Genomic DNA, 24,649 nt, shown 5'->3' on the forward strand with positions numbered 1-24,649 from the left:
GTGACGGCGGCCGGATAGCACGCGGAGATAGCATGCGGAACAGAACACCGCGACAGCAAGGGCGGCCGCGCTGGGCGAGCCCCGAGGTCAGGCAGCAGGGTGAGCCCCACTAGTGGCCGTGGGAAGCGGCCTTCTGGGCCTCCAGCATCTCCACCAGCGGCTGGAACTCCTCGCGGTTGCGCTCGCTGAGATGCATCAGGATACGATGCGCCTCGAGCACCCGCTGTCGGGTCTCTTCCACGTCGATGGGGATCTCGGGAAGGTCGCAGAGCTCTTGGGTCTCGGTGATCGGAGACTCCACCAGGGTGAAGATGCGCGCGAATCCCATGACATCGAGCATCCGCCGGACATCGGGATTGTCGGCGATGATGGTCGGTCGCTCACTGACACGCCCCTGCACCGCCATGGCCACCTTGGCGAGAAAGCCCAGCGCGGTGGAGTCCACGTTGGTGGTGTCTCTCAGGTCGATGATCAACGTCTCGAGCCCGGGTGTCTCGGCGAGTTGTCGAGCCTGCTGGTCCAGGGTGGCACAGAGCGTCAGGCGCACGTCTCCGCACAGCTTGAGGACGAAGACCCCTGAATCGAACGCCGCCTTGATGCGACCTTCATGGTTTATCATTGCCAAATCCGCTCAACAACATGATCGTCAGGTCGTCTGGCAGTTCCTCATGCCCCGGGGCGCTCTGGGCGACGACCTCATCATCGTCCGCCAGGTGCCCCAGTTCAAGACTGCCACGTAGGTCGTCCAGCGTCGCGCTGGCAAAGACCCGCCGCTCGAGTTCCCTGAGCCGCCCATCCAGAGTATCCCCCGGCAGACACTCCAGTATGCCATCCGAACAGAGCCACAACCGGAAGTGCTCCGGCAGCCTGCAACCCAGGCTCGGGTAATCCACTCCGGGAAAGAGCCCGACCGGCATGCCCTCTCCGGGCAGCGCCTGAACCTCGCCGTCGGCCACCAGCAGTGGCATGGGCAGCTGGGCGCCGAGGGAATAGTGGAGATAACGACGCTGGTGGTCAATGACCCCGACGAACAGGGTCGCATGCTTGCCGATGCCGGCATCCAGCAGCTCGCGATTGAGCGCCTCCAGCCAGCGCGGAGCCAGGTCCTCGGGATGCTGGCCGTCCCACTCCTGCTGCCAGCGATTGGAAAGGTACTTCAGCAGCACGGTGACGAAGGCCGAGGACGCCCCATGCCCGGAGACGTCCGCAAAATAGAAGAGGCTGTAACGCTCGTCGAAGCCCTGAAAGTCGAGGAAATCCCCGGAGAGATAGAGCGAGGGGGCCAGCCAGTAGTCGAAGGTCACCCCTCGAACGGTCTGGGGCCGCGGCGGAAGGAGCTTGCGCTGTATCTGCCCGCCGGCCTGCTGGTCAAGGCGCAGCATCGCCAGGTGGGTTTCCAGGCTCTCGTTGAGTTCCTCGAGGTTCTCGTTGAGGTGGGCCAGCCGAGCCCGGTCATGTTCGCGATCAGCGGCCAGCCGACGCACCTCGATGGCCTTGCCGATCATGCGACGCAGCAGGTAGCCATGGCGCAGCGGGTCGATGATGTAATCCACCAGGCCAGCATCCACCGCGCACAGCAGGTCGGCATCCTGACGATCGTCACTGACCACCAGGGTAGGTACCCGATCGGCCAGGCGCTCCCAGTCACCACGGGACACCGCGCGGGCATGGGCCACGATCAGCGCCGTCTCGCTCGGCAACTCCTCGACGCCGTCGGCGGCGTACACCGCCAGGCCATCACGGGCGATGGTCTGAGCCAGGGCATCACGCTCCGGCCCGGGCACATCAATCACTCCGATCAGTTGCTTGGCTGATGACATGCTGTCATGGCCTCATTCAGCGAAGGCGTCTTCGAAGTCTGCATCATCGAAATCGAACTCGTCGCTGGCGAAGGGATCCGCACCCATCTCTCCATCGTTGACCTCGAAGCGACGCTGCTGCAGCCATATATCACGGATGAAGCTGTAACGGTCGCCACTGATCAGCTCCTCCTGGTCGAGAAGCCCGGCCCGGGCATCGATCACCCTCAGGACGGTCAGGCTGACGCGCACCTTGTCCTCCTCCACGTAGGTGGTCGGATAGGTGTACATGTCCACCGGCAGCCCAGCCGTATCACGCAGGGTACTCGGGCCCAGCAAGGGCAGCACCAGGTAGGCCCCCTCCCCCACGCCCCAGGCACCGAGTGTCTGACCGAAGTCTTCCTCGCGGCCGGTGATCTCCATCCGCGTGGCGATGTCGAACAGGCCGCCGATGCCTAGGGTACTGTTGATCAGGAAGCGGCCGGTGGCCACGCCGGCATTCGTGCCCTTGCCCTGCAACAGACTGTTCAGGGCGGTGCGGATCTCGCCCAGGTTGGAGAAGAAGTTGCCCACGCCAGTCTCCACCGGATCCGGCGTGATGAAACGGTAGCCCCTGGCGGCCGGCTTGAGCGCATAGCGGTCTACCACGTCGTTGAAGGCGAACACCTTGCGGTTGAAGCCCTCCCAGGGATCATTGGGGTAACCCTGGCGCACCTGGCCGCTGCCGGCACAGCCCACCATCAGCAACAGTGAAAGCATAAGGGCACCGCCGCCCATCCATCTCGTCATACGTCGTTTCATCGGCACGATCGCCTCCCTGCGGTTATTGTCATGACGCTCATTGGCGACGCACCACCACGCTGCCGGCACTGTAGCCCGCGCCGAAGGAACAGACCACCCCGATCGCACCGGGCGCCAGGTCGTGACGATGCAGGTGAAAGGCGATGATCGAGCCCGCTGAGCTTGTGTTGGCATAGCGATCGAGGATGATCGGCGCCTGTTCGGGACTTGGCTCATGGCCCAGCACGCGCCGGGCAATGAGGTCATTCATGTGACGATTGGCCTGGTGCAGCCAGAGGCGCGACAGGTCGCCGCCCGCGAGCTCCATGCTCGCCAGGTGTTCGGTGATCAACGATGCCACCAGAGGGCAGACTTCCTTGAAGACGCGTCGACCCTCCTGCACGAAGAGCTTGTCGGTCGCCAGCGGGTCGCTGTCGGTGACCCGGTCGAGGAAGCCGGCGTTGTTGCGGATGGCGTTGGAGAAGCGTGTCACGAGCCGGGTGCCGAGGATCTCGAAGCGCACCTCGGCCCTCGCCACATCGTCATCTTCCAGCACGATGGCGGTGCAGGCATCGCCGAAGATGAAGTGACTGTCGCGATCGCGGAAGTTCAGGTGTGCCGAGCATATCTCGGGATCGACGACCAGGGCACGCCTGATGCTGCCGGCGCGGATGGCATTGGTAGCGGTCTCGATGGCGAAGGTCGCCGAGCTGCAGGCCACGTTCATGTCGAAAGCATAGCCGCCGGCGCCGAGCGCAGCCTGAAGTTCCACCGCTACCGCCGGATAGGGCCGCTCCAGGTTGGAGCAGGCAACGATCACCAGGTCGATATGAGCAGCCGCAACACCCGCCGCCGCCAGGGCCTGATTCGCCGCCGCCAGGCCCATCTCGCACTGCACGGAGGGCTCGTCGTTGCCGCGCTGGGGTAGCCGGGGACGCATGCGCCCGGGGTCGAGGATCCCCTCGGCGTCCAGCACATGGCGGCTGTGGATGCCCGAGGCCTTGACGATGAACTCGGTACTGGAGTGCGCAAGCGGCGCCCGTTCCCCGGCGGCGATGGCCTCGGCATGGCGAGCGTTCTCGGCGTCTACCCAGGCATTGAACGAGCCCACCAGGGCCGCGTTGTCGATGGACCGCTCCGGCGTGAAGAGCCCCGTGCCGGTGATCACTGCCTGGGTCATGCCGTTCTTCCCGTGAGTTCTGCCCAACGTCGCTCCAGGCGCTTTGGAGACACCGGGAACCGGGTGCCGAGCTGCTGGGCAAAGAGCGAAACCCGCAGTTCCTCGATCCACCATCCGAACTCCACCAGTGCCGGGTCATCCACCCCGCCGCGCCGTTCGCTCTCGCGACGGGCTGCCAGGCGGGCCTCGAAGTCCTGGACCTCCTGCATCTGCATCTGGTCGCGCATACGCTCCCGGGGCGCCTTCTCCAGGCGAATCAGAGCCGCTTCCATGTAGCGGGGATACTCCTCGAGCCACTCGCCGGCCTCGCTGACGAAGCCGGGGTAAACGAGGCGCTGCATCTGGGCCTTGAGGTCACTGTATACCAGCGCAAGCGCCAGGTTCAGGTTGCCCTTCAGCGCCTTGGTCACGGCCAGGTGACCCTTGAGCGCCTGCTCCAGGGTCGCCACCAGGGCCTCGGCCCGGGGCAGCAGATCGTCGCAGGTGGCCTCGAGCCGCGCGTGGAGCTCGTCACGGGAGCGCGGCAACGGGTCGGTGGCCACCTCCTGGCGAAATACCGCCGCCACCACGTCCTCGACCAGCGCTCGCTTGCCGCCCACCTTGGCGAACAGCAGCGCACAGGTCGACAGTCCCTTCAACCGCTCGATGGCACTTGCCTGCTCGGGCAGCTGGTCCATGGCGGCCTGCACCACGCCGAGTCGATGGGCCTCACGGGCCTTGTCCGGGTGGTCGAACAGCTCGACACGGAAGGCTTCCTTGCCCGGCACCAACGCGGGATAGGCCTCCACCCGGATACCGGCCTGGGTGGTGACCCGGGACTCGGGCAGCGGCGTCTCGGGCAAGGCCGCAAGCTCTCCCTCGTCGCTGGCCTGAACCGCCAGGGCCCGGGCACCCTCGCCAGCGGCCACCTCGAAGCGTCGTTCCAGCTCGCGGGCGTCGCGCCCCTGACCCAGGGGCTGGCCTTGATGGTCCACCACCCGAAGGTTCATCACCAGGTGGGGCTCGAGCGTATCGAGCCGCCAGTCGTCGGGGTGAAGGCGCACACCGGTCTTGCGACGCAGGAACTCACCCAGCGCCTCGGTGAGCGGCACGTCGTCCGGTGTCGTGGCCTCCAGGGCGGCATCCACCCAGTCGGGAATCGGCACCACCTGGCGCCGGATCGACTTGGGCAGCGACTTCATCAGGGCGATGCACTTCTCGCGCAGCAGGCCCGGCACCAGCCACTCCAGACGCGCCAGGGGCAGCTGGGGCAGCATGGCGGCCGGCACGGTCAGGGTCACCCCATCGTCCGGTGCGCCGGGCTCGAAATGATAGGCGAGCGGATAACGGACCCCATTGAGCACCAGCTCGTCCGGGTAGTCGGCCTGGGTGACCTCTCCGGCCTCCCGAGCCAGCAGGGCCGCCCGATCGAACTTGAGGATGTCAGGATTCTCGGCCTCGGCCTTCCTGCGCCAGGCCTCGAAGCCCTTGCCGTTGACGATATCCGCGGGCAGACGCTCATCGTAGAAGGCGAAGAGGGTCTCCTCGTCGACCAGGATGTCACGCTTGCGGGCGCGGTCCTCGAGATCCTCGACCTCCTCCACCAGCGCCCGATTGTGGGCGAAGAAGTCGCCGCGAGTCCTGTATTCCCCCTCGACCAGCGCACGGCGGATGAGCAGCTCCCGGGACTGCACCGGATCGATCGGGCCGAAGTTGACCTTGCGCCCGGTGACGATGGGCAGACCGAACAGCGTGACCTGCTCCGTCGCCACTACCTGGGCACGTTTCATTTCCCAATGGGGCTGGGCATGGGAGCGCTTCACCAGATGGCCGGCCAGCGGCTCGATCCACTGGGGCTCGATCCTGGCCACGGTGCGGGCGAAGAGTTTCGTTGTCTCGACCAGTTCGAACGCCATCAGCCACTTGGGCGACTTCTTCGCGAGCCCCGAGCCCGGGTGGACCAGAAACTTGCGGTTGCGCGCCCCCAGGTACTCGCGATTCTCGGTAAGCAGGCCGATATTCGAGAGCAGCCCGGTGAGCAGGGCCTTGTGCAGGGTCACGGCGCTCTCCCGGCGGACCTGCTGCCTGGCCTTGTCGTCCTCGTTTGGGCCCTGGATCGGGATCGGGGCGGGCGGCGGCACCTCGATGTCCATGTCGCGCAGCAGCTGTCGCAGCTGGCGGAAGGTGTCGTGCCACTCGCGCAGGCGCAGGTAGTTCAGGTAGTGATCCTTGCACCAGCGGCGCAGCCGGTTGCCGGAGAGCTCCTCCCGGGCGGCCTCGAAGCCGTGCCAGAGATTGAGCAGGGCCACGAAGTCGGAGTCGGGGTCGTGCCAGCGGCGGTGGACCTGGTCGGCAGCCTGGCGCTTGTCGGCCGGGCGATCGCGGGGATCCTGAACCGCCAGGCCGGCGACCACGATCAGCACCTCGCGCAGCCCGCCCTGCTCGGCCCCGGCCAGCACCATACGTGCCAGGCGAGGGTCGATGGGCAGTCGCGCCAGCTTGCGCCCCAGTGGGGTCAGACGATTGGCCGCGTCGACCGCGCCCAGCTCGAAGAGCAGCCGGAAGCCGTCAGTAATGAAGCGCGAATCCGGCGGGTCGACGAAGGGAAAGTCCTCGATGTCACCGAGCTTGAGCGACAGCATCGAGAGGATCACCGAGGCCAGGTTGGTACGGCGAATCTCGGGGTCGGTGAACGCGGGACGGGCGAGGAAGTCCTCCTCCTCGTAAAGGCGGATGCACACGCCCTCGGCCACGCGACCGCAGCGCCCCTTGCGCTGGTCGGCGCTGGCCTGGCTGACCGGCTCGACCGGCAGGCGCTGGATCTTGGCCTTGTAGCTGTAGCGGCTGATGCGAACCAGCCCCGGGTCGATCACGTAGCGGATGCCCGGCACGGTCAGCGAGGTCTCCGCGACGTTGGTGGAGAGCACGATGCGCCGCCCCGCGTGAGGCGCGAAGACCCGGTTCTGCTCGGCATTGGAAAGCCGCGCATAGAGCGGCAGGATCTCGGAGCCCCGGAGGTCGGCCCGACGCAGGGTGTCGGCGGTCTCGCGGATCTCGCGCTCGCCGGGCAGGAACACCAGGATGTCGCGCGGACCATGGAACCAGCGCTTTTCTCGCTCGACCTGCTCGATCTCCTCCACGGCATGGAGGATGCCCTCCTGCAGAGTACGGTCCTCCTCATCGTCATCATCACGCACCAATGGCCGGTAGCGCACCTCCACCGGATAGGTGCGCCCGGAGACCTCGACCACCGGCGCCGGCCGCTCCACGCCCTTGGCATCTCGGTGGCCGAAATGCGCGGAAAAGCGTGCGACATCGATGGTCGCCGAGGTGATGATCACCTTGAGGTCAGGCCGACGGGCGGTGAGACGCTTGAGATAACCGAGCAGGAAGTCAATGTTGAGGCTGCGTTCGTGGGCCTCATCGATGATGATCGCCTCGTAGCGCCTGAGATCGGGGTCGTGTCGAGTCTCGGCCAGCAGGATGCCGTCGGTCATCAGCTTGACCAGGGTGGCGTCACTGCTCTGGTCGGTGAAGCGGACCTGATAGCCGACCTGCTCGCCCAGCGGGGCCTCAAGCTCCTCGGCCAGGCGCGTGGCCACCGAACGGGCCGCCAGGCGCCGAGGCTGGGTGTGACCGATCAGGCCGCGGCGACCCAGGCCCAGCTCCAGGCATAGCTTGGGCAACTGGGTGGTCTTGCCCGAGCCGGTCTCCCCGGCGACCACCACCACCTGGTGCTCGCGCAGGGCCGCGAGGATATCCTCGCGCCGTTCCGCCACCGGCAGCGATGCCGGATACTCGAGTGTGACGGGCCGCGCCCTGCGCCGCTCCACGAGCTGCCGAGAGCGCTCGAACGAGCGCCGTACCTCGGCGAGGCCTCTGTCCACGGGCTTGCCTTCCCGGAGGCGACGGCGCAGACCGCGCAGTCGCTTATCGAGGTTCGTGACGTCGCGCAGCAGGACGTCATCGAGCTCGCGGGTCAGGGCGTTAATCTCGACGGCCTCCTCGGACGTCGCGGCAGGGGCCTGGCGGGTCTCGGTGGTCACGATATCTTCAGTAGGCTCCGGGTCACGATCAGCAAAAAACGGCCCGCCCGGAACTCCCGGAGCGGGCCCTACAGTGTAACGCCGAGGCTGCGACCGCGCCTAATCGGGGCCATCGGATGGGCGATGGACACGCCAGAGGGACACGTCAGAGTGCGGCAGGAAACTCGTTCATGATGTCGAGCCAGACTCAGCGGGACTTCTCGATCTCTTCATCGCGAAGCTGGCGTCGCAATACCTTCCCCACGTTCGTCTTGGGCAGCTCGTCGCGAAACTCCACGAACCTCGGCACCTTGTAGCCGGCGAGCCCCTTGCGGCACCAGGCGCGAAGCGTCTCGGTATCGAGGCGCTCGTCGCGGGACACCACGAACAGCTTGATGGCCTCGCCACTGACCGCGTCCGGCACCCCCACGACCGCCGACTCCACTACCCCCGGATGGGTAGCCACGACGTCCTCTATCTCGTTGGGGTACACGTTGAAGCCGGAGACCAGGATCATGTCCTTCTTGCGATCCACGATGCGGATATAGCCATCCGGCTGTATCACGGCGATGTCGCCGGTGCGAAACCAGCCCTGCTCATCGATCACCATGGCGGTCTCGTCGTCGTGGCACCAGTAGCCCTTCATCACCTGGGGGCCCCTCACATAGAGCTCACCCACGGTATCGTAAGGCGCATCCAGGCCATCGGCATCCACCACCTTGACCTCGGTCCCCGCCACCGGTATGCCGATGGTGCCCAGCTGGATCGCATCCACGGGGTTGAAGCTGACGATGGGCGAGGTCTCGGTCAGGCCATAGCCCTCGGCCACCTGACAGCCGGTGACCTCCTCCCAGCGCTTCGCCGAGGCGCGGGTCAGGGCCATGCCGCCAGAGATGGTCAAGTGCAGCCGCGAGAAATCGAGTCGACGGAAGTCCTCCCGACTGCACAGGGCATTGAACAGGGTATTGAGTCCGATGAAGCCCGTGAAGGGCACCCTCGCGAGGGTCTTGACGAAGGCATCCAGGTCGCGGGGGTTGGGGATCAGCACCGAGTGATTGCCGGTCTCCATCATGAACAGGCAGTTCACCGTGAAGGTGTAGATATGGTAGACCGGTAGCGGCGCGATGATGGTCTCGGCGCCTTCGGTCAAGGCCGGACCGATGGCCTGACGGGCCTGCAGCATGTTGGCCACCAGGTTGCGGTGGGTCAGCATGGCGCCCTTGGCCTGCCCCGTGGTGCCGCCGGTGTACTGCAGGGCGGCGATGTCGTCGGGCCCCTGGCTCACTTCGCGGTGCGACTGCGCCGCACCTGTGGAAAGGGCCCGCCGGAAGCCCGTGGCCTCGGGCAGCGAGAAGGGTGGCACCAGCTTCTTGACGTGCTTGACCACGGCATTGATGACCTGGCGCTTCGGGAAGGGGTGAAGGTCGCCCAGTTCGGTCACCACCACATGCCGGATGTCGGTACGTTCGAGGATACGCTCGAGCTTGTCCGCCATGTTGGCCAGGATGACGATGGCGCGGACCCCGGCATCCCTGAACTGGTTGGCCATCTCGCGCTCGGTATAGAGTGGGTTGGTATTGACCACCACCATGCCCGCACGCAGGGCGCCAAACACGGCCACAGGGAACTGCAGCAGATTGGGCAGCTGGATGGCGATGCGGTCGCCGGGCTGAAGGGAGGTCTCCTGCTGCAGCCAGGCCGCGAAGTGGCCGGAGAGACGGTCGAGTTCGGTATAGCTCATGACCCGACCCATGCAGCTGAAGGCCGGCTTGCCGCCGAAGCGCGCCACGGAAGCGTGGAAGATCTCCATCACCGAGGCGTAGTGGTCGAGTTTCTCGAGGGGCTGACCGGTCAGGATGGCGGGCGTGGCGTTCTCGCTCATGGGCAGTCTCCATGCTGCGGCCAATGTCGACATCGGCCTTGTTGTTATCCGCGCTCACCTTATACCAGCGACTTCAGGACTGTAAAACGATCGATTGAAACTTACGTTTCATAGCGAGCCTGGATCTCGCCACCCTGCCACACCAGCAGTTCGCCGGGGAGCATGCGTATCCACTCCTCGTTGTCGGTGAGCGGTTCGGTGGCGATCACCGAGACCACGTCGTCGGCGGTGGTGTGTTCGGCGAAGTTCACCGTCAGTTCGGCATCCGACAGGCTCGCCCGGCCGAAGGGTGCCCGCCGTGTGATGTGAACCAGCTTGGTAGAACAGAAGGTGTAGAGATAGTCGCCATCGGCCAGCAGCAGGTTGAAGACGCCCAGGCCACGCAGGCGTTCGCAGAGCCCATGCAGGGTCGCCCAGAGGGCACGACGCTGCTCGTCATCGGCCGGCGGTTCTGGAAAGGCCCCGCGCAGCTCGCCCAGCAGCCAGCAGAAGGCATGCTCGCTGTCGGTGCTGCCTACCGGACGGTAGAAGGAATGCGGCAGGGCCTGCCAGTCGGCAAGCTGACCGTTATGCGCATAGCACCAGGGATTCCCCCACATCTCGCGAACGAAGGGATGCGTATTGGCCAGGCGTACCTGGCCGACATTCGCCTGACGGATATGGCTGATGACGATGTTCGACTTGATGGGGTAATCACAGATCAACCGGGCGATGGGCGAATGCACGGAAGGGTGCGGGTCGCGGAAGTCGCGGAAGCCACCCTCTTCGTAGAAGGCAATGCCCCAGCCATCGCGATGCGGCCCGGTGCCGCCACCTCGGTGCAGGAAGCCGGTAAAGCTGAAGCATATATCGGTGGGCACATTGGCACTCATGCCCAGCAGCTCACACATGGAACTATTCCCCTGCGGTTTGGCGTTGAGAATCAGTATGCTGCACGGGCGTCTGTCTCACAATCTGGGGAGTGTCTCACAGACTCGACGCCAGCCGTTGAGCGATCCAGTGTATAAATGCCATTACCGGGCCCATGGCAGTGATCAGCTCTCAACACTGCCAGTGTTGCCTTACCCCTGCCCTAACCCCATGCCCTCATTGAATATTCGATTCAATGGGGTGTCGATATATACAGCAAATGCAATCCCCATGGTTGCTGGCGTCACGGCTGGATTTTGCGGCAAGCTAGCATCACATATTAAACTAGGAGCATGGCAATGGATCTACCGCGCAAACCAAAGCAGGAACTCGACAGGGCAAAAGAACAAATTGAAGCCATGGAGAACTCTGAATCTCTTGATGACCTCGAGCATCACTGGGCGCTATTTCTTCATTTCATTGAAAGGGTATGGAACAAATCTCAGGCACACTTCAAGCATTTACCAGCCTGGGAAGGGTGGAAGGGGCAATACGAAAACATGAGGCGTCGGGACTCCTTGGTCTCCTACTTGAGACACGCAAGGAACGCCGACCAGCACTCCATCGAGGAAATAACCGGCAGACTTCCTGGAGCCACGACCATCAGGAACAGTTCAGGAGAGCCCATCACCATCAAAAAACTCAATGTCACTGGTGGTGGCCAGGCAACCTATGAAGCCGATGGACCTCTAGACGTTGATTTCACCCCTAGCAAGGTCAAACTAATACCGGTTACCAACTACGGAACTACCTTTAACCCGCCTACCATCCACCATGATCAACCGGTCGACCCTACGGATGTTATAGGTATTGCCAAAACAGGGGCCGCCTTCTATGAGGACATGCTCGACGCGGCCATCCGCAAGTTTTGCCGTGATCAGTGAGTCTAGACAGGAGCAACGGCTGAGTAGAGTCACCACTCAGCCACTTTAGCCTCCTCTGGCGTCGCAGCGTTTTTTATTCTTGAACAGTCGCTGCCGGCTGCCGATCAGTTCCTGGGCAGTGATGAACGTATCGGCGTTCTCACGCACGGCCAGGGAAAGGTCGTGTAGGGTCTCGGCCCCGACGGTGCCGTTGCTTGCCTGCCCGGCACCGCCCAGGCATCGTTGTCCCATGGACGATGCCACCCGCTACCGACTCACCACCTGGCGCAAGCGCCTCGAGCGCCGGGGTCGGGTAAGCCTGCGCCGGAGCCGGCCGCCGGGGAATCGGCTGGTCGAGTATCACGTCATCTTGCAGGGGCGATTGATCAGCGGGCGGGTACGGCTGAGCGAGTTGGATCGCGATGCGGGGTTCTGGCAACCGGGCTCGCCGGTATATCTGCTGGAGCGGTGTCAGGATGTCGAGGAGGGGGTGTGGCGAGTGGCAAAGGATCAGGCGGCCGCACCTGGTCAGCTGGTGCGTTCCATACCGTATTAAAAATATGCAAAAAAAACATCAAGATAAATAAGGATTAAAATAATGCAAGGCATTGTTATTTTTATATTAGGCGCAATGCTCCCCGTCATCATAAAAATGGCACCCAACTGGAGGCTAAACCATGCACTTAATAAAAAACTAATGACCCCTGACATAATAAGCAAAGCTGAATCGCTTTCTAAAACAGAGGCTGAAATTGAAAAAAATTTCTCCAAGCTAGCCACCAAGAAACAAGATGAAAATGGCGTATATAGATTTTTAATCGGGGAAATAGAAGTAGCTGAGGCGGAGTGGAATGCTTATACCAACGGACTGATTCAGCATCTAAACAAAGAAGCAGAATTAATTAAAGAGATTTACCCCAAAGAAGAGAGGATCGATAGCATAATGCGGACATGGGGAATCAATATCAACAACCCTTTGAAAGAAAGAAGGCGGCGATCTTATGAAAAATACATAAAAAGAACAGGTGGACTGAGAATACATTATCCTGCTGAAAAAGTCGCCACGATACAGCAGGATAACCGTGATCCATAGTCTCACACCTCCACAGTCACATCGGTGAGCGCAGGCGCTTCGCCCTTCACCTCCCCCGCCTGCACAAATGCCTTGAGCCCAACCGCCACACCCTGCCCCCTGCCCCCTGCCCCCTGGCGCGGAGCGTTCCGCCGCCGGAGAGCTGTAGGGTGCTGGTGCCGTCGCTGTTGTGGCTGGTGACCTCGCCCACCAGCAGGGGGTCGTGGGGGATCAGCTCCAGGAACTGGCGGTATAGATTGCGAGCCATCAGGCGTTCTCCTCGAGGTGGCGCTCGACCTCGGCGGTCTGGTTGATGGTCAGAGCACCATCACCATCCAGGGTCGCATCAATGCTGACGGCGCGCACCAGGCCCCGCCAGTCGTCGCCGGCGGGGTCGACGCGCACCAGATGGCCGGTGGCGAGCAGGCCGGCGAGGTCGGCGGATACCGGCAGCGCGAGGGTCTCGCTGGACTGGTCGCCGCTAGCAGATAGCATCGCGATGCCACGCCCGCGGGCCGGGGCCTGCCGGGTGATCAGCGGGTCGACGACCATCTCGCCGAGCTGGTCGGCGGCGGTACCGGTGCGCTTGACTAGGGCCAGCACGCCGGTGGTCTCGCCGGAAACATACACGCCATTGAGCGGATCAGAGGGCCGGTACTCGCTGGCCAGTCGCGTCAGCACGGCCAGCGGCAGGGTCACGTCGGGCGTCTCGCCCGCCCAGGCCCAATGCGGGGCGGCGTAGCGAGGGGCGACGATCAGCGTCGGCTGGCTGGGGTGGGCCTGCACCAGCCCGCCGGCGGCCGAGGCGATGGCGGTGATCGCCTCGATCGGGGTGCGGCCTGTGTAGTGCCAGGCCTCGGGCTCGACCTGCCAGTCCAGCGACCAGCCCAGGTGCAACTCCTGGGCAGCGAGCTGCTGGGCGGTGCGGGCCTGGGTCTCCACGCCCTGGGCGCTGTCGTCGTAGGCGGCCTTGAGGCGGTTGGCCTCGCCGACCGCATCGCCCATGGCCTGCTCGGCTTCCGCTACCTTGCCGCGGGTCTGCTCCAGGGCATCGACCACGGCACTGATGCGCAGCTGGATGTCGTTTTGGTTCTGGGCCATGGGTCACCGAACGGGCAAAGAAAAGCCCCGCTCGATGGCGGGGCTTTGGAATCATGGGGCCGCTAAGGGTCGCGTTGCTGTATTCGTTGCCGGAATTCGGCGGCGGCATGCTCATCGGGGTCGGCGCGTTCGTATGCCTCTTCGCTGACGACCATGCCAGGCGGAACCGAAGGTTCCAGATGAGAGTGTTGCGAGTCACCTGGCCGATACACCTTGTCAGGAAGGTCGCCCATGGCCTGCGCCTGAGGTTTCATGCGGGCGGACTGTCTTTTTCGCCGCGTGATGGCCTTGAAGATCATCACAGGGATCGCAACAACCGGCACCAGCACCAAGACTGGAGCCAATGTGTCCATGATGGAGTTGTTTTGAGCACCTGCAGCCATGACCAAAATAATCGGGAGTATCACCATCGCAGACAAGAAAATGACGATCCAGCCGCGAAGACTGAGCATCTCGCCGGTGTCCTTGATCTTGTCACTGCCACACGTCTGACAACGCCAGCCTCCAATATTGAAGATCGCCAAACCAATCCAGACGAACACCCAGGCCCCTATGGTGAATATAGAAAGCAGTAGATGAAGGATGTGACTCACGCCTTTCCGCTTCACCAGCGTGTACTTGTTGCACTCCTGACAGAAACCCTGCCGCATTTGCTCAGCCATACTCCCTCCTTCAGTTCCCTGAAGGCAGGTTACAACCCGTTACCGCACCCCGCCACTCGACGGGGCTGGGTCATGCCTAGTCGATCTTGCCGTGCTTCTTCAGGCGTTTGACCTGATCGGGGCGGACCTTGAGCTTGTCGCCTTCCTTATGGGGCTGGCCGCCGTGGGTATGCGGCTGTTTCAGGGTGACCTGCACCAGGTCGGCGAGCTGTGCCTTGGTATGGCTCATGGTGGTGACTCCATCGGTGATGTCTTACATGACGTATGGCGAATGGCTGACGCCCGGGTCAGCCCGGGCGCCGGTCAGTCGTAAATGTCCATGGTGTAAGGCGACTGCTTGCCGGCCAGGGTAACCAGCGAGCCGGTGAGCTGGCCCAAGATGAACTCGCGACCCATCAGTTCGGTGGCCTGGTCAGAGCTGAGTACCACGCGGTCGATCTCGACCCGGCAGCGCTTGTTGGTGGCGAGGTTGATGCCTTCGACCAGCACGTAGCAGGGCTTGGAGATCTCCGAGGCGCCGAGCACGCGGGTGCCGCTGGCGGCATCGGTGTCGTAGTCGATGGCCACGTCAACCGCGGCGGCGGTGGTGGCCTTGACCAGGCCGGCGGCGTGGTCGATCTCGCAGTCCGCCGTCACGTCGGTGCTGGCGCTGGTAGCGGTGACAGTGACCGAGCCCTCGGCCAGGAGCTGCTCGGGCACAGCAGCGTGGCGGTCACGCGCCAGCACTACCGTCGAAAATCACGCGCCATCCGGCCGGTGAAATGAGCCCCGAGGGGGTCTTACAGTCCCGACCCGAGAAACGGAAAGTCAAGGCGTTATCGGGCAATTCGAGGGGATAGCGTGAGACAATTCGGAACGCGCATGGCGTTGATTTAATTGTACGAATTGGCGTTTTCCGCAAGCTCACACATGGGGTTCCTCCCGGGGTATGGGGCGCCGCGAACGGCGGTGCCGGATCAGGCTGATGACCAGCAGCAGCAGGACCACCGTCACCACCGCACCCCACAGGCGAGGATCACGATGATGCGCATGCCACAGGCGCTGCAGGCCGGGCAGGCCCGCCTGCCATAGGTCCTGGGCCGTCTCCGGCATCCGGTTGACCAGTTCGACGAAACGATCGGCCGCCGTCTCGGACGCTGGCAACGAGGCGTCTCCCTGATCGTCGAATGACTCGCTGGCGAGGGTCGGACCGGCCACGTCGGCGACCTCGATACCGAGGCGGCCATCGGGGTTGAGCACCAGACGCGGCAGGGACAGCGCGCGGCGCTCCCCATCGAGCTCGATCGAGGCATCCAGCAGCAAGGGCAGGCTCAGCGACTCATCGAGCTCTGGCAGCTGAAGGTGCCAGCGCGAGTCCCCCACCGCTTCCGCCTCGAGGCGTTCGCCCTGCAGCTCGCCGTGGATCTCGGTGTTATCGCGATTCAGTCTCGGGTGCTCCGCGACCAGCACCACCCGCCCGACCTGAGGACGGTGGACGACTCCGATCGCCGGCAGCACGTTCACGGCCTGCAACCGCTGACGCTGGAACGCCTCGCTCTCGGCGCGGGTCACCAGGCGGGCATTGCCGGTCAGTGCCGGCGCCGGCAGGCGCCCGCGGAAGCGCCCCGCCTCGGGCGTCAGCGTGACCCGGGACTGCACCCTGCCCTGCGAATCCTGCAACGAGACCGACAGGGAGACATCATCGCCCCCTTCATCGATGAGCCCACCATCGTGTTCCACCCAGGCCTCCACCGGGACATCGAAGCCCAGGTAGAGGGTGGTCGGCAGCTCGGCGGTGCGCAGGTGAAGCGGGGAGGCCACGTTGATACGGCTCTCATCGCCCACCGGGCCCTCCAGGCGCCACTCGCCGACCTGGGGGGCCGGGACCCGGATCAGGTCGAAACGTGGCTCCACCTGCCAGCGGATATCATCGGGCGCGTCCTCGGACTGGTAGCGTGTGCCGTCCGGGGCGACCAGGACCAGGGGGGCATCGTCGGGTTCGTGGAAGACCAGCGCCGAGAAGGTCTCCACGCCCTCATCGATGACGAAACGCCCTTCGTTCAGGGGGACCTGATCGGCGGGGAAGATACGCTCGATGATGTCGAGGAAGGCCCCCAGCAGGCTCTCGGGACTCTCCGCCACTGCCGCCAGTCCACCGGTGGACTGAGCCAGGCTCTGCACCAGGGCCAGATCGGCCTCGTCGGAGAAGGCGATGGCATGGACCGCCACGCCCTGGTCGGCCAGCTCGGTGACCACCTCATCCAGCAGTCGGCGACGCGAGGCATCATCGATGCCGGGCTTGCTGCCTCGGTTAGGCGGCAGGTCGATCATGCCGTCGGTGAGCAGCACCAGGTGTCGCCAACCGTTGGCCTCGGCCCTTGCGGCTTCGGTCAGCGCCGACTCGATGTCGGTATATTGCTGGTATTCCTGCAAGGCCGGCGGCAGGGCCAGTGCCTGCTGGCGCCAGGCTGCATCCACCTCGTCCAGGGGAAGGGGGTTGTCGACCGTCTCGCCGAAGGTCCAGACGCCAGCCCTGGCGCCGCTCGGCAACAGCGCCACCAGCATGTCGAGGGCGCTCACGGCCAGCCGGTCGGGATCGTTGGTCCTCATGCTGCCGGACACATCGACCACTACCCGGACATCCGGGCGCTCCTCGCTCACCTGGGCGGCAAGCGGACTGGCCCACAGCCACAGGGCTACCCACAGGGCTAACCAAACCGCGGCCGCTCGGCACCACCAGCCGAGACGCCTGCAGACGCCATCCATGTCATACCCGCCCATCGAGGCTCCTTAGCCGATCACCGGCTCCTGTCGCTCGCCACTGCCGCGGCGGCGGGAGGCGGCGGGCTCCTGGTCACCCATGTCCACATGGTCATCATCGTCGAGGGTCTCACGATGGCGCCCGCGCCACCACAGCAGCAGCCCCAGCAGGAGGCCCAACCCAGCACCCACCACAACCAGCAGGGCCGCCGGCAGGAAGGTCTCGCGGTTCTGCTCGAGGAAAGCCACGGCCGCCACCAACACCGCCGGGGCAAATCCGGTATAGAACTCCCCATCCTCCAGCAGTGGCAGCCGGAAATGGGCCGGTGTCCACATCACCCCAGCCACCGCCCAGGTGATCACCAGCCGCAGCAACCGCGGCAGAAAGCCCAGTCCCAGGTAGCCGGTGAGCACCACCACCAGCGACAACACGGCATAGACCAGCCATAGTAGGGGCATCGAATCCGAAATCAGCATCACGACCTCGCGAGTTGTGCGTCGACGACGCACGTTCTTGAAAACACACTGAGTATGGTACATCCCGCACCATGAAAGCACAGCCGCCACGTGACAAGGCCCACGCGTTCTCCTCCGCTGAACCCGTTTCCCGCTTTCGCCGAGTCAATGACCCGGCCTGGCACTGGCTGGAGGACCGCGACGCCCCGGAGGTCACCGCCTTTCTGGAGGCCGCCAACCACGAGTCGGGTCGCTGGTTCGCCCCCCTGGACGACCTCGTCGAGCGCCTCTATCACGGTCACCTGGCCCGCCGGGAGCTGGCCGTGCATGGACTCAGGACCCCTCTGGACCACTTCACGATATGGAGCGAGACGGCGGCAGAGGCCGACTACCCGGTCTGGTGGCGCCACCCCAACGGGAACCCCGACGGCGCCGAGCCCTTCCTCGACCTTGAGGCCAGGGCAGGCGAACACGACTTCCTCGAACTCGGTGAAATGGCCCTCTCCCCGGACGAGGCCTGGCTGGCCTGGACCGAGGACACCCGCGGCGACGAGACCTATACGCTCTACCTCAAGCAGTTGCCCGAGGGCGTACCCTCGGTGCTGCTCGAGGAGATCGGCCCCGAAATCGGCTGGGCCGAGGACGATGCCACCCTGCTGTTCACACGCTTTGATGCCACCCAACGCCCGGAGAGCATCTGGCGTCTTGATCTGAACAACGGCAGGGCCGGCGAGCCGACACTGATTCTTCGCGAGGAGGACCCGGAGTTCTGGCTGGGGTTGGGCAAGACCCGCTCACGGGAGTGGCTGATACTCGAAAGCGCCTCCAAGGACACCAGCGAGAGCCACTTGATTCCCGCACGGGCACCGGCCACACCGCCCCGCTGCTTCCGCAAGCGGGAGAGCGGCGTGGAGTATATGCTGGACCACCGCCCCGGGCACTTCTACGTGCTCCATAACCGCCAGGCGACTCACTTCCGACTGGACCTGGTGGAAGAGCAGAGGCTCGGCGAGGCCGACCCGGCAGACCACTGGCAGCCACTCATCGACCATCGCGACGACGATACCCTCGAGGGCGTCGACGCCTTCGACTGGGGACTGGTGATCACCGAGCGCGACCACTACGAGGCCCAGGTCCACCTGCGGGTGCTGGAACTGGGTGACGACCATGCCATCACCCGCGACGAGCGCCTGCCGCTGCCGGAATTGCCCTGCAGCCTGGCGCTGGGCGACGCGCCACATTTCGACACCCGGCGCCTGCGGTTGCGCGAGGAATCCTTCATCCTCCCGGTGACCTGGCTCGAGCACGACCTCGACGGCGGCCAGCGTCAGGTACTCAAGCAGCAGCCGATTCATGGCGACCTGAGGCCGGATCAGCTGGTCTGCGAGCGGATATGGGCCACCTCACACGACGGAGAGCGCGTGCCCGTCTCTGTGGTGATGCGGGCCGACCTCGCTGGCCACCCCCTGCCCACCCTGCTCTACGGCTATGGTGCCTATGGCGAAGTGCTCGACCCCTGGTTCTCAGTGGCTCGTCTGGAACTGCTGGCTCGAGGTGCGGCCTTCGCCGTGGCCCACGTGCGTGGCGGCGGCGATCGAGGCGAGCCCTGGTACCTGGCCGGCAAGCTCGAGCACAAGGCCAACAGCTTCCACGACTTTCTAGCTGCCCGTGACGCCCTGGTCGAGAAGGGCATCGGCGATGGGGATCACATTATCGCCTATGGCGCCAGCGCCGGCGGCCTGCTGGTCAGCGCCAGCCTCAACCTGGCCCCCGACGCCTTCTGCGCGGCGGTACTCGACGTGCCCTTCGTCGACGTGCTGCGCACCATGGAGAACCCCGACCTGCCACTTACCACGGCGGAATACACCGAATGGGGTGACCCGCGCGAACCCGAGGCGCGGCGGCGCATCCGCGACTACTCCCCGCTGGACAATCTCTCGGCCCAGCCCTGGCCGGCGGTCTTCCTGCAGGGCAGTTGGCACGACACCCGGGTGCCCTACTGGGAACCCGCCAAGCTCTATGCCCGCCTGAAGGAGCTGGGCCGGGAGGATACTGCCGGTGATCGTCCCATCCTGCTGAGAACCGACATGTCCGCCGGCCATGGCGGAGCCTCGGGACGCTTCAAGGCCTGGCACGACAACGCCCGCCAGGACGCCTTCATCCTCTGGGCGCTGGGACTGGAACAGCGAGAGGGGTGAGCGCTCAGGCGTCGATGGGCAGGATGGCGATGATGTGCTCCTCGAGTTCCTCCTCTGGGACCTCGCCCTGGGAAACGGCGAAGCTGCGCACACTGATGCCCTTGCGGTGCATCCGCTCGGGCCCGCCGGCGATCAGCGGATGCCAGGCGGCCAGCTTGCGACCCTCCGCCACCCGCCGATAGGCGCAGGACTTCGGCAGCCAGCGAAAGTCGTCGATGCGATCGGGCGTCAACTGCGTGCAGTCCGGCACCTTGGCGAAGCGATTCTCGTAGTCGCTGCAGCGACAGCTGTGGATATCCAGCAGCTCGCAGGCGACGTTGAGCACCGCCAGGTCGCCGGACTCCTCGTCCTGGAACTTGAGCAGGCAGCACTGGCCGCAGCCATCGCAGAGCGCCTCCCACTCCTCATTGGTGAGCTCCTCGAGGTCGAAGCGCTCCCAGAACCGTTCTCTCATGCTCTCTCCTGCGCCGCATTCGGCTTGCGGGTGCGCTCTGGCGAGTGTTGCGCGGCTTCGGGCGCGACGTGACGGGTTTCGCGCGGCAGCGGGCGCGATGTGACGGGTTTCGCGCGGCAGCGGGCGCGATAAACTAGTAACGCGCAGTGGTGGGGGTGCGATAGAGGTCGAGCAGATAGTCCTCCTTGGGCGGCGGCATCTGCAGGTAGTAGCCCTTCTCGCGAATGGCGGCCATGACATCGAGGGCCTTCGCCCGACCCAGCGTCTTCTGCGGGGTGAGGATGAGGGTCATGGCGGCGATCGGCTTGCCGAACTGCGCCAACAGGGCCTCCGGCACCTCATCCAGCCCCTGTCGCTTGTCCACGTAGAGGTACATCTGTTCCTTCTGCGAGCTCTTGAAGATCTCGCACAGCAGCTTATCGCCGCGCATCCGGTCGTCGTTCATCGCGACACCCCCTCGAGGGCCGAAGTCAGCCTTCCATCCAGCCGATCCCCGCGCCAGCCGCCGGGCATCGGCAATGGCTGCTCCCTCATATCGGCACTCACCAGGGCTTCCAGGTCACGACGTCTCAGCAGCACCTCGGGGGCCACGCCGAGAGACTCGGCATCGGCATTGACCACCTTCTTCAATGCCTTGAGGCGCTGCTTGAACTCCGGAGTCATGGGCGAGAGCGGTGCCGACGGCAACGCGTCCTCGTCGACCTCCAGGGCCTCGCGCACCAGCCTCAGCAAGTCGTCGCCCTCACGCTTGATCAGCGGTGGCTTGAGGCCCTCGACACGCGAAAGTTCAAAGCGGTTTTCCGGCAACTTCTCGGCAATGGCATACAGCAGCCGGTCGTGGACCAGCCAGCCCCGCGGCACATCGCGGAGCCTGGCCTCGCCCTCTCGCCAGATGGTCAGGCGGCGATAGGCTTCCACCTGTCGCGGCGAGAGTCGCCACAACTGGCGATGACGCAGGTACCATTGGCCGTCGGCGGTCTCGCTGCGCGTCGCCTGTGCCACCAGCGCGGCGCAATCTGCCTCGACCCAGGCCATGCGACCCTGGCGTTCCAGCGACTCACGCTGGTGTTCCCAGACGTCCAGCAGATAGACCACGTCCAGGGCCGCATAGAGCTTCTGGGAATCGGAGAGCGGGCGCAACAGCCAGTTGGAGCGGGTCTCGTCCTTGGGCAGGGTCTCGCCCGTCCAGAACTCCACCAGCTTCTGATAGCCCATCGACGGCACCTCGCCGAGCAGCGACTGGGCGACCTGGGTATCCACCAGGGGCGCGACGGGAACCCCGGCCCAGTGGGCGAAGACCTCGAGGTCCTCGCTCGAGGCGTGCAGCAGCTTCAGCGGCCCCTCGGCCAGCAGGCGACGGAAGGCCTCGGTGCAGGTCACCTCCAGGGGATCCACCAGGAAGGCCGGGCCGCCCGCGGCGAACTGGATCAGCGCCGGTACCGGATGGAAGGTGTTCTCTCGAAAGAACTCGGTATCCAGAGCAATGACGTCGGCCTTGGCCACCTCGGCACAGGCGGCGTCCAAATCGGCGGGGGTATCGATCCAGCGAATCTCGGGGTTCAGGGGCATGCAGGGTTCCGACAGCAGAGGAAGAAGATCACTCGCCCCGGAAGGGCAGGCGACCATTGAAGGCGCGGCTCAGGGTACCACCATCGACGTACTCGAGTTCGCCGCCCATGGGCACTCCATAGGCCAGCCGTGTGAGCGAGACGCCCAGTGGCGAGAGCTGGGCGGCGATGTAGTGGGCGGTCGCTTCACCTTCTACCGTGGGATTGGTGGCGAGGACCACCTCCTCCACGCCCCCTTCGGCGACCCGCGCCTCGAGCTGGTCGAGCCCGATGTCCTCGGGCCCGATACCATCCAGCGGCGAGAGATGCCCATGCAGGACGAAGTAGCGGCCGCGAAAGCCGCCCGCCTCCTCGATGGCCAGCTGGTCGGCGGGCGATTCCACCACGCAAAGCACGGCATCGTCGCGACGCGCGCTCCGGCAGATGCCGCAGACCTCTTCCTCGGTGAGGGTCCGGCAGCGCCGGCAATAGCCGACCCGCTCGAGCGACACGTCCAGCGCCTCCACCAGGCGCCGGCCACCATCACGGTCACGCTCCAGCAGGTGCATGGCCATGCGCTGAGCGGTCTTTGGGCCGACGCCCGGCAGCACCCGCAGCGACTCCATCAGTCTCTCGACCAGCGGGGAAAAGCTCATGGGAAATCCGTCTCGGCCTTGATCAGAAGGGCATCTGGAAGCCGGGCGGCAGGTTGAGGCCGGCGGTGGCCTCCTGCATCCTGGCCTTGGAGTCCGCCTCGACCTTGCGCACCGCATCGTTGACGGCGGCAGCCAGCAGGTCCTCGAGCAGTTCCTTGTCCTCTTCCATGAGGCTCGGGTCGATATCGACCTTGCTCACGTCATGGCGCCCATTCATGGTCACATTGACCATGCCGGCCCCGGCCTCACCCTGGACCTGAGCCTTGGCGACCTCCTCCTGGGCCTTCTGCATCTTCTCCTGCATTTCCTGGGCCTGCTTCATGATATCGCCCATTCCACCCTTCATCATGGCGGAGTCCTCTCGTGGTTGGTTTGATCGGTTCGGGCTGCGGCTCAACCGCGCGCCTCGGCATAGGCATTGGTATTGGCCTTGGCATCAGATTCGGCATCGACGGGCTTGACCGTGGATTCGATCAGACGCGCACCGAAGGCCTGCTGCAGTTTCTGTACATGGGGGTCGCGGCTCAAGGCTTCAATCGCCTCGGCATGACGCTGTGCGGCCAGGCGGTCGGCCTGCTGCTTCGGTGTCTCGACCTCCCGGGGCAGTTCTCCCGGCTCGAGCACCAGGCGCCGGTCGATGCCGATGGCCGACAGCGCCTCGCGGATGCGGGTCACGTGGACCTCTGCGCTCATCGCCTCCTGGGAGGGGTCGAGACGCATCTGCAGTCGCACGCCGTCGTCGTCCTCGACCACGCAGTGTGCCGCCAGGTTGCGGGTCAGCCCACCCAGTCCCAGCCCATCGAAGCGGGCCAGCCAGTCGGCATGGCCGAAGCGCCCTTCCTGGGTGACCGGCGCCGCGTCGGCAGACTCGGGCCCTTGGGTCGCCTCGGTCGGATATGTCTCTCCCGGCACCTCGGGCGTCACCGAGGGGGAAACGTCCTGAAGGGGTTCCTCCGACAATGCCCCCCCGGGCACCTCAGGGGTCACCGCAGGAGACCCGTCCCGATGCGACTCCTGCGACAGTGCCTCGCCGACATCAGGCGCATGGGGCACGTCGCGTGCCGAGGTGTCCTGATGCTCCACTGCGGGTGGCGGCTCGTCATCCCGCCGCGGCGCTGGCTTGCCCTCTTCGCCAGGGACAGGTTCAGGCGCCGGGTCGACAGCACACGGTCCGCCGGGAGGAGCCTTGCCGGATCCGCCCTGCCCCCTCAGGGGTAACGGCGTACGAGCAGGCCGGGGCACGCCCTGGGGGCGGAATGCCAACATTCGCAGCAGCGTCATCTCCAGCGCGGTTCGCAAATCCGGGGCATGTTCCATGTCACCGCGGCCCTGGATGCCGATCTGGTAAAAGAGCTGAATATCCTCGGCGGTGAAGCGCGCGGCCAGGGCCAGCAGGGCATCGCGGTCACCGTGGCCGTTGTCCACGGCATCGGGCACCATCTGGGCGATGGCTAGCCGGTGCAGCACGCCCGTCAGGTCGTCGAGTACCGCGGCAAAGTCGGGGCCATGCTCGGCCAGAGCGGTCACTTCGGCAAGCAATCGCGCGGCATCCACCTCGGCCAGCGCCTCGACCAACGCCAGCACATGGCGGTGGTCGAGGGTGCCGAGCATGGCAGCCACATCGGCATGGCAAACCTCACCCTGGCCGAAGGCAATGGCCTGGTCGGTGAGGCTCATGGCATCGCGCATGGAACCCTCGGCGGCCTTGCCCAGGAGCCACAGGGCACTCTCCTCGAAAGGCACCCCCTCGGCCTCGAGCACCGTGGCCAGGTGCCCGACGATCCGCTCCGGCGGCATGTGCTTGAGGGTGAACTGCAGGCAGCGCGACAGCACCGTGGGGGGCAGCTTCTGCGGGTCGGTGGTCGCCAGGAGGAACTTCACATGGGGCGGCGGCTCCTCCAGGGTCTTGAGCAGCGCATTGAAGCTGCTGGTGGAGAGCATGTGCACCTCGTCGATCAGGTACACCTTGTAGCGTCCCTGGGTCGGTGCGTACTGCACGTTGTCGAGCAGCTCGCGAGTATCCTCCACCTTGGTACGCGAGGCGGCGTCGACCTCGATCAGGTCGACGAAGCGGCCCTCGTCGATGGACCGGCAGCTGGCACACTCGCCGCAGGGCGTCGAGGTCACCCCCTCGTCACCGCGACCGCTCGCCGTGCAGTTCAGGCACTTGGCCAGTATCCGCGCCAAGGTGGTCTTGCCCACCCCTCGGGTGCCGGTGAACAGGTAGGCGTGGTGGAGCCGGCCCTGATCCAGGGCATTGACCAGCGCACGCTGGACATGCTCCTGGCCGACCAGTTCATGGAAGGTACGCGGTCGCCACTTGCGGGCCAGAACTTGATAGCTCATG

Annotated in this window: 25 protein-coding genes; 4 read left to right on the forward strand and 21 right to left on the reverse strand. The window is 65.0% G+C overall.

The annotated features are described in order from the left end of the window. Positions 1–109: 109 nt before the first annotated feature. The 7 genes from ABE960_RS03280 to ABE960_RS03310 all read right to left on the reverse strand — a co-directional run bounded on the left by ABE960_RS03280 (position 110) and on the right by ABE960_RS03310 (position 10,535). Positions 110–619, reverse strand: a complete 510-nt coding sequence (locus ABE960_RS03280; RefSeq protein ID WP_349760819.1) for an STAS domain-containing protein — start codon at positions 617–619, stop codon at positions 110–112. After that, positions 606–1,820 carry a PP2C family protein-serine/threonine phosphatase gene (locus ABE960_RS03285; RefSeq protein ID WP_349760820.1) on the reverse strand — a complete coding sequence of 405 codons (1,215 nt, stop codon included), beginning with the start codon at positions 1,818–1,820 and terminating at the stop codon, positions 606–608. Before ABE960_RS03285 ends, ABE960_RS03280 begins: the two co-directional genes overlap by 14 nt. Before the next feature lie 12 nt (positions 1,821–1,832). Beyond that, positions 1,833–2,600 (reverse strand): MlaA family lipoprotein, encoded by a 768-nt coding sequence (locus ABE960_RS03290; protein WP_349760821.1) that lies wholly within the window; start codon positions 2,598–2,600, stop codon positions 1,833–1,835. 37 nt (positions 2,601–2,637) lie between these two features. Next, positions 2,638–3,759, reverse strand: coding sequence for a beta-ketoacyl-ACP synthase III (locus tag ABE960_RS03295; protein ID WP_349760822.1), 1,122 nt, complete (start codon positions 3,757–3,759; stop codon positions 2,638–2,640). Further along, a complete protein-coding gene (gene hrpA, locus ABE960_RS03300; RefSeq protein ID WP_349760823.1) occupies positions 3,756–7,784 on the reverse strand; it encodes an ATP-dependent RNA helicase HrpA in 4,029 nt (1,342 codons plus the stop codon). Before hrpA ends, ABE960_RS03295 begins: the two co-directional genes overlap by 4 nt. A gap of 187 nt (positions 7,785–7,971) precedes the next feature. Then, the gene (locus ABE960_RS03305) at positions 7,972–9,645 is read right to left on the reverse strand and encodes an AMP-binding protein (RefSeq protein ID WP_349760824.1); all 1,674 of its coding nucleotides are present in this window, start codon (positions 9,643–9,645) and stop codon (positions 7,972–7,974) included. Between the two features lie 101 nt (positions 9,646–9,746). Next, positions 9,747–10,535, reverse strand: coding sequence for a class II glutamine amidotransferase (locus ABE960_RS03310; RefSeq protein WP_349760825.1), 789 nt, complete (start codon positions 10,533–10,535; stop codon positions 9,747–9,749). Positions 10,536–10,853: 318 nt separating this feature from the next. Between ABE960_RS03310 and ABE960_RS03315 the strand changes: the two genes are divergently transcribed. After that, positions 10,854–11,438, forward strand: coding sequence for a hypothetical protein (locus ABE960_RS03315; protein WP_349760826.1), 585 nt, complete (start codon positions 10,854–10,856; stop codon positions 11,436–11,438). A 45-nt stretch (positions 11,439–11,483) separates the two neighbouring features. Here the strand turns inward: ABE960_RS03315 and ABE960_RS03320 are convergent, their stop codons facing one another. After that, positions 11,484–11,669 (reverse strand): hypothetical protein, encoded by a 186-nt coding sequence (locus ABE960_RS03320; protein ID WP_349760827.1) that lies wholly within the window; start codon positions 11,667–11,669, stop codon positions 11,484–11,486. On the opposite strand from ABE960_RS03320, the gene ABE960_RS03325 reads away from it, so the two are divergent. Next, positions 11,668–11,973 carry a hypothetical protein gene (locus ABE960_RS03325; protein WP_349760828.1) on the forward strand — a complete coding sequence of 102 codons (306 nt, stop codon included), beginning with the start codon at positions 11,668–11,670 and terminating at the stop codon, positions 11,971–11,973. The genes ABE960_RS03320 and ABE960_RS03325 overlap by 2 nt on opposite strands. A gap of 42 nt (positions 11,974–12,015) precedes the next feature. Continuing rightward, the gene (locus tag ABE960_RS03330; protein ID WP_349760829.1) at positions 12,016–12,510 is read left to right on the forward strand and encodes a hypothetical protein; all 495 of its coding nucleotides are present in this window, start codon (positions 12,016–12,018) and stop codon (positions 12,508–12,510) included. A gap of 46 nt (positions 12,511–12,556) precedes the next feature. On the opposite strand, the gene ABE960_RS03335 is transcribed toward ABE960_RS03330, so the two are convergent. From ABE960_RS03335 to ABE960_RS03365, 7 genes are all read right to left on the reverse strand, one after another. Next, entirely contained in the window at positions 12,557–12,757 is a 201-nt protein-coding gene (locus tag ABE960_RS03335) for a hypothetical protein (RefSeq protein ID WP_349760830.1), read from the reverse strand. Further along, positions 12,757–13,590 (reverse strand): hypothetical protein, encoded by an 834-nt coding sequence (locus ABE960_RS03340; protein WP_349760831.1) that lies wholly within the window; start codon positions 13,588–13,590, stop codon positions 12,757–12,759. Before ABE960_RS03340 ends, ABE960_RS03335 begins: the two co-directional genes overlap by 1 nt. Before the next feature lie 62 nt (positions 13,591–13,652). After that, the gene (locus ABE960_RS03345; RefSeq protein ID WP_349760832.1) at positions 13,653–14,252 is read right to left on the reverse strand and encodes a hypothetical protein; all 600 of its coding nucleotides are present in this window, start codon (positions 14,250–14,252) and stop codon (positions 13,653–13,655) included. A 76-nt stretch (positions 14,253–14,328) separates the two neighbouring features. Beyond that, a complete protein-coding gene (locus ABE960_RS03350; RefSeq protein ID WP_349760833.1) occupies positions 14,329–14,481 on the reverse strand; it encodes a DUF7210 family protein in 153 nt (50 codons plus the stop codon). A 74-nt stretch (positions 14,482–14,555) separates the two neighbouring features. After that, complete coding sequence (locus ABE960_RS03355; protein WP_349760834.1) at positions 14,556–14,978, reverse strand: phage tail tube protein; 423 nt, start codon at positions 14,976–14,978, stop codon at positions 14,556–14,558. 177 nt (positions 14,979–15,155) lie between these two features. Next, positions 15,156–17,012, reverse strand: coding sequence for a vWA domain-containing protein (locus ABE960_RS03360; protein WP_349760835.1), 1,857 nt, complete (start codon positions 17,010–17,012; stop codon positions 15,156–15,158). Positions 17,013–17,021: 9 nt separating this feature from the next. After that, positions 17,022–17,468 carry a hypothetical protein gene (locus tag ABE960_RS03365; protein ID WP_349760836.1) on the reverse strand — a complete coding sequence of 149 codons (447 nt, stop codon included), beginning with the start codon at positions 17,466–17,468 and terminating at the stop codon, positions 17,022–17,024. A gap of 71 nt (positions 17,469–17,539) precedes the next feature. On the opposite strand from ABE960_RS03365, the gene ABE960_RS03370 reads away from it, so the two are divergent. After that, entirely contained in the window at positions 17,540–19,645 is a 2,106-nt protein-coding gene (locus ABE960_RS03370) for a S9 family peptidase (RefSeq protein WP_349760837.1), read from the forward strand. Positions 19,646–19,649: 4 nt separating this feature from the next. On the opposite strand, the gene ABE960_RS03375 is transcribed toward ABE960_RS03370, so the two are convergent. The 6 genes from ABE960_RS03375 to dnaX form a co-directional block, all read right to left on the reverse strand. After that, positions 19,650–20,099, reverse strand: coding sequence for a YcgN family cysteine cluster protein (locus tag ABE960_RS03375; protein ID WP_349760838.1), 450 nt, complete (start codon positions 20,097–20,099; stop codon positions 19,650–19,652). Positions 20,100–20,232: 133 nt separating this feature from the next. Beyond that, a complete protein-coding gene (locus ABE960_RS03380) occupies positions 20,233–20,544 on the reverse strand; it encodes a YcgL domain-containing protein (protein ID WP_349760839.1) in 312 nt (103 codons plus the stop codon). Beyond that, a complete protein-coding gene (rnd, locus tag ABE960_RS03385; RefSeq protein WP_349760840.1) occupies positions 20,541–21,668 on the reverse strand; it encodes a ribonuclease D in 1,128 nt (375 codons plus the stop codon). Before rnd ends, ABE960_RS03380 begins: the two co-directional genes overlap by 4 nt. A gap of 28 nt (positions 21,669–21,696) precedes the next feature. After that, positions 21,697–22,302 (reverse strand): recombination mediator RecR, encoded by a 606-nt coding sequence (gene recR / locus ABE960_RS03390; protein ID WP_349760841.1) that lies wholly within the window; start codon positions 22,300–22,302, stop codon positions 21,697–21,699. A 22-nt stretch (positions 22,303–22,324) separates the two neighbouring features. Then, the gene (locus ABE960_RS03395; RefSeq protein WP_349760842.1) at positions 22,325–22,651 is read right to left on the reverse strand and encodes a YbaB/EbfC family nucleoid-associated protein; all 327 of its coding nucleotides are present in this window, start codon (positions 22,649–22,651) and stop codon (positions 22,325–22,327) included. Positions 22,652–22,695: 44 nt separating this feature from the next. Beyond that, positions 22,696–24,648: a DNA polymerase III subunit gamma/tau gene (gene dnaX, locus ABE960_RS03400; protein ID WP_349760843.1), complete on the reverse strand. Its 1,953-nt coding sequence runs from the start codon at positions 24,646–24,648 to the stop codon at positions 22,696–22,698. Position 24,649 lies beyond the last annotated feature (1 nt).

It is taken from the genome of Halomonas aquatica (genome assembly GCF_040196335.1).
Lineage (GTDB): Bacteria > Pseudomonadota > Gammaproteobacteria > Pseudomonadales > Halomonadaceae > Halomonas > Halomonas aquatica.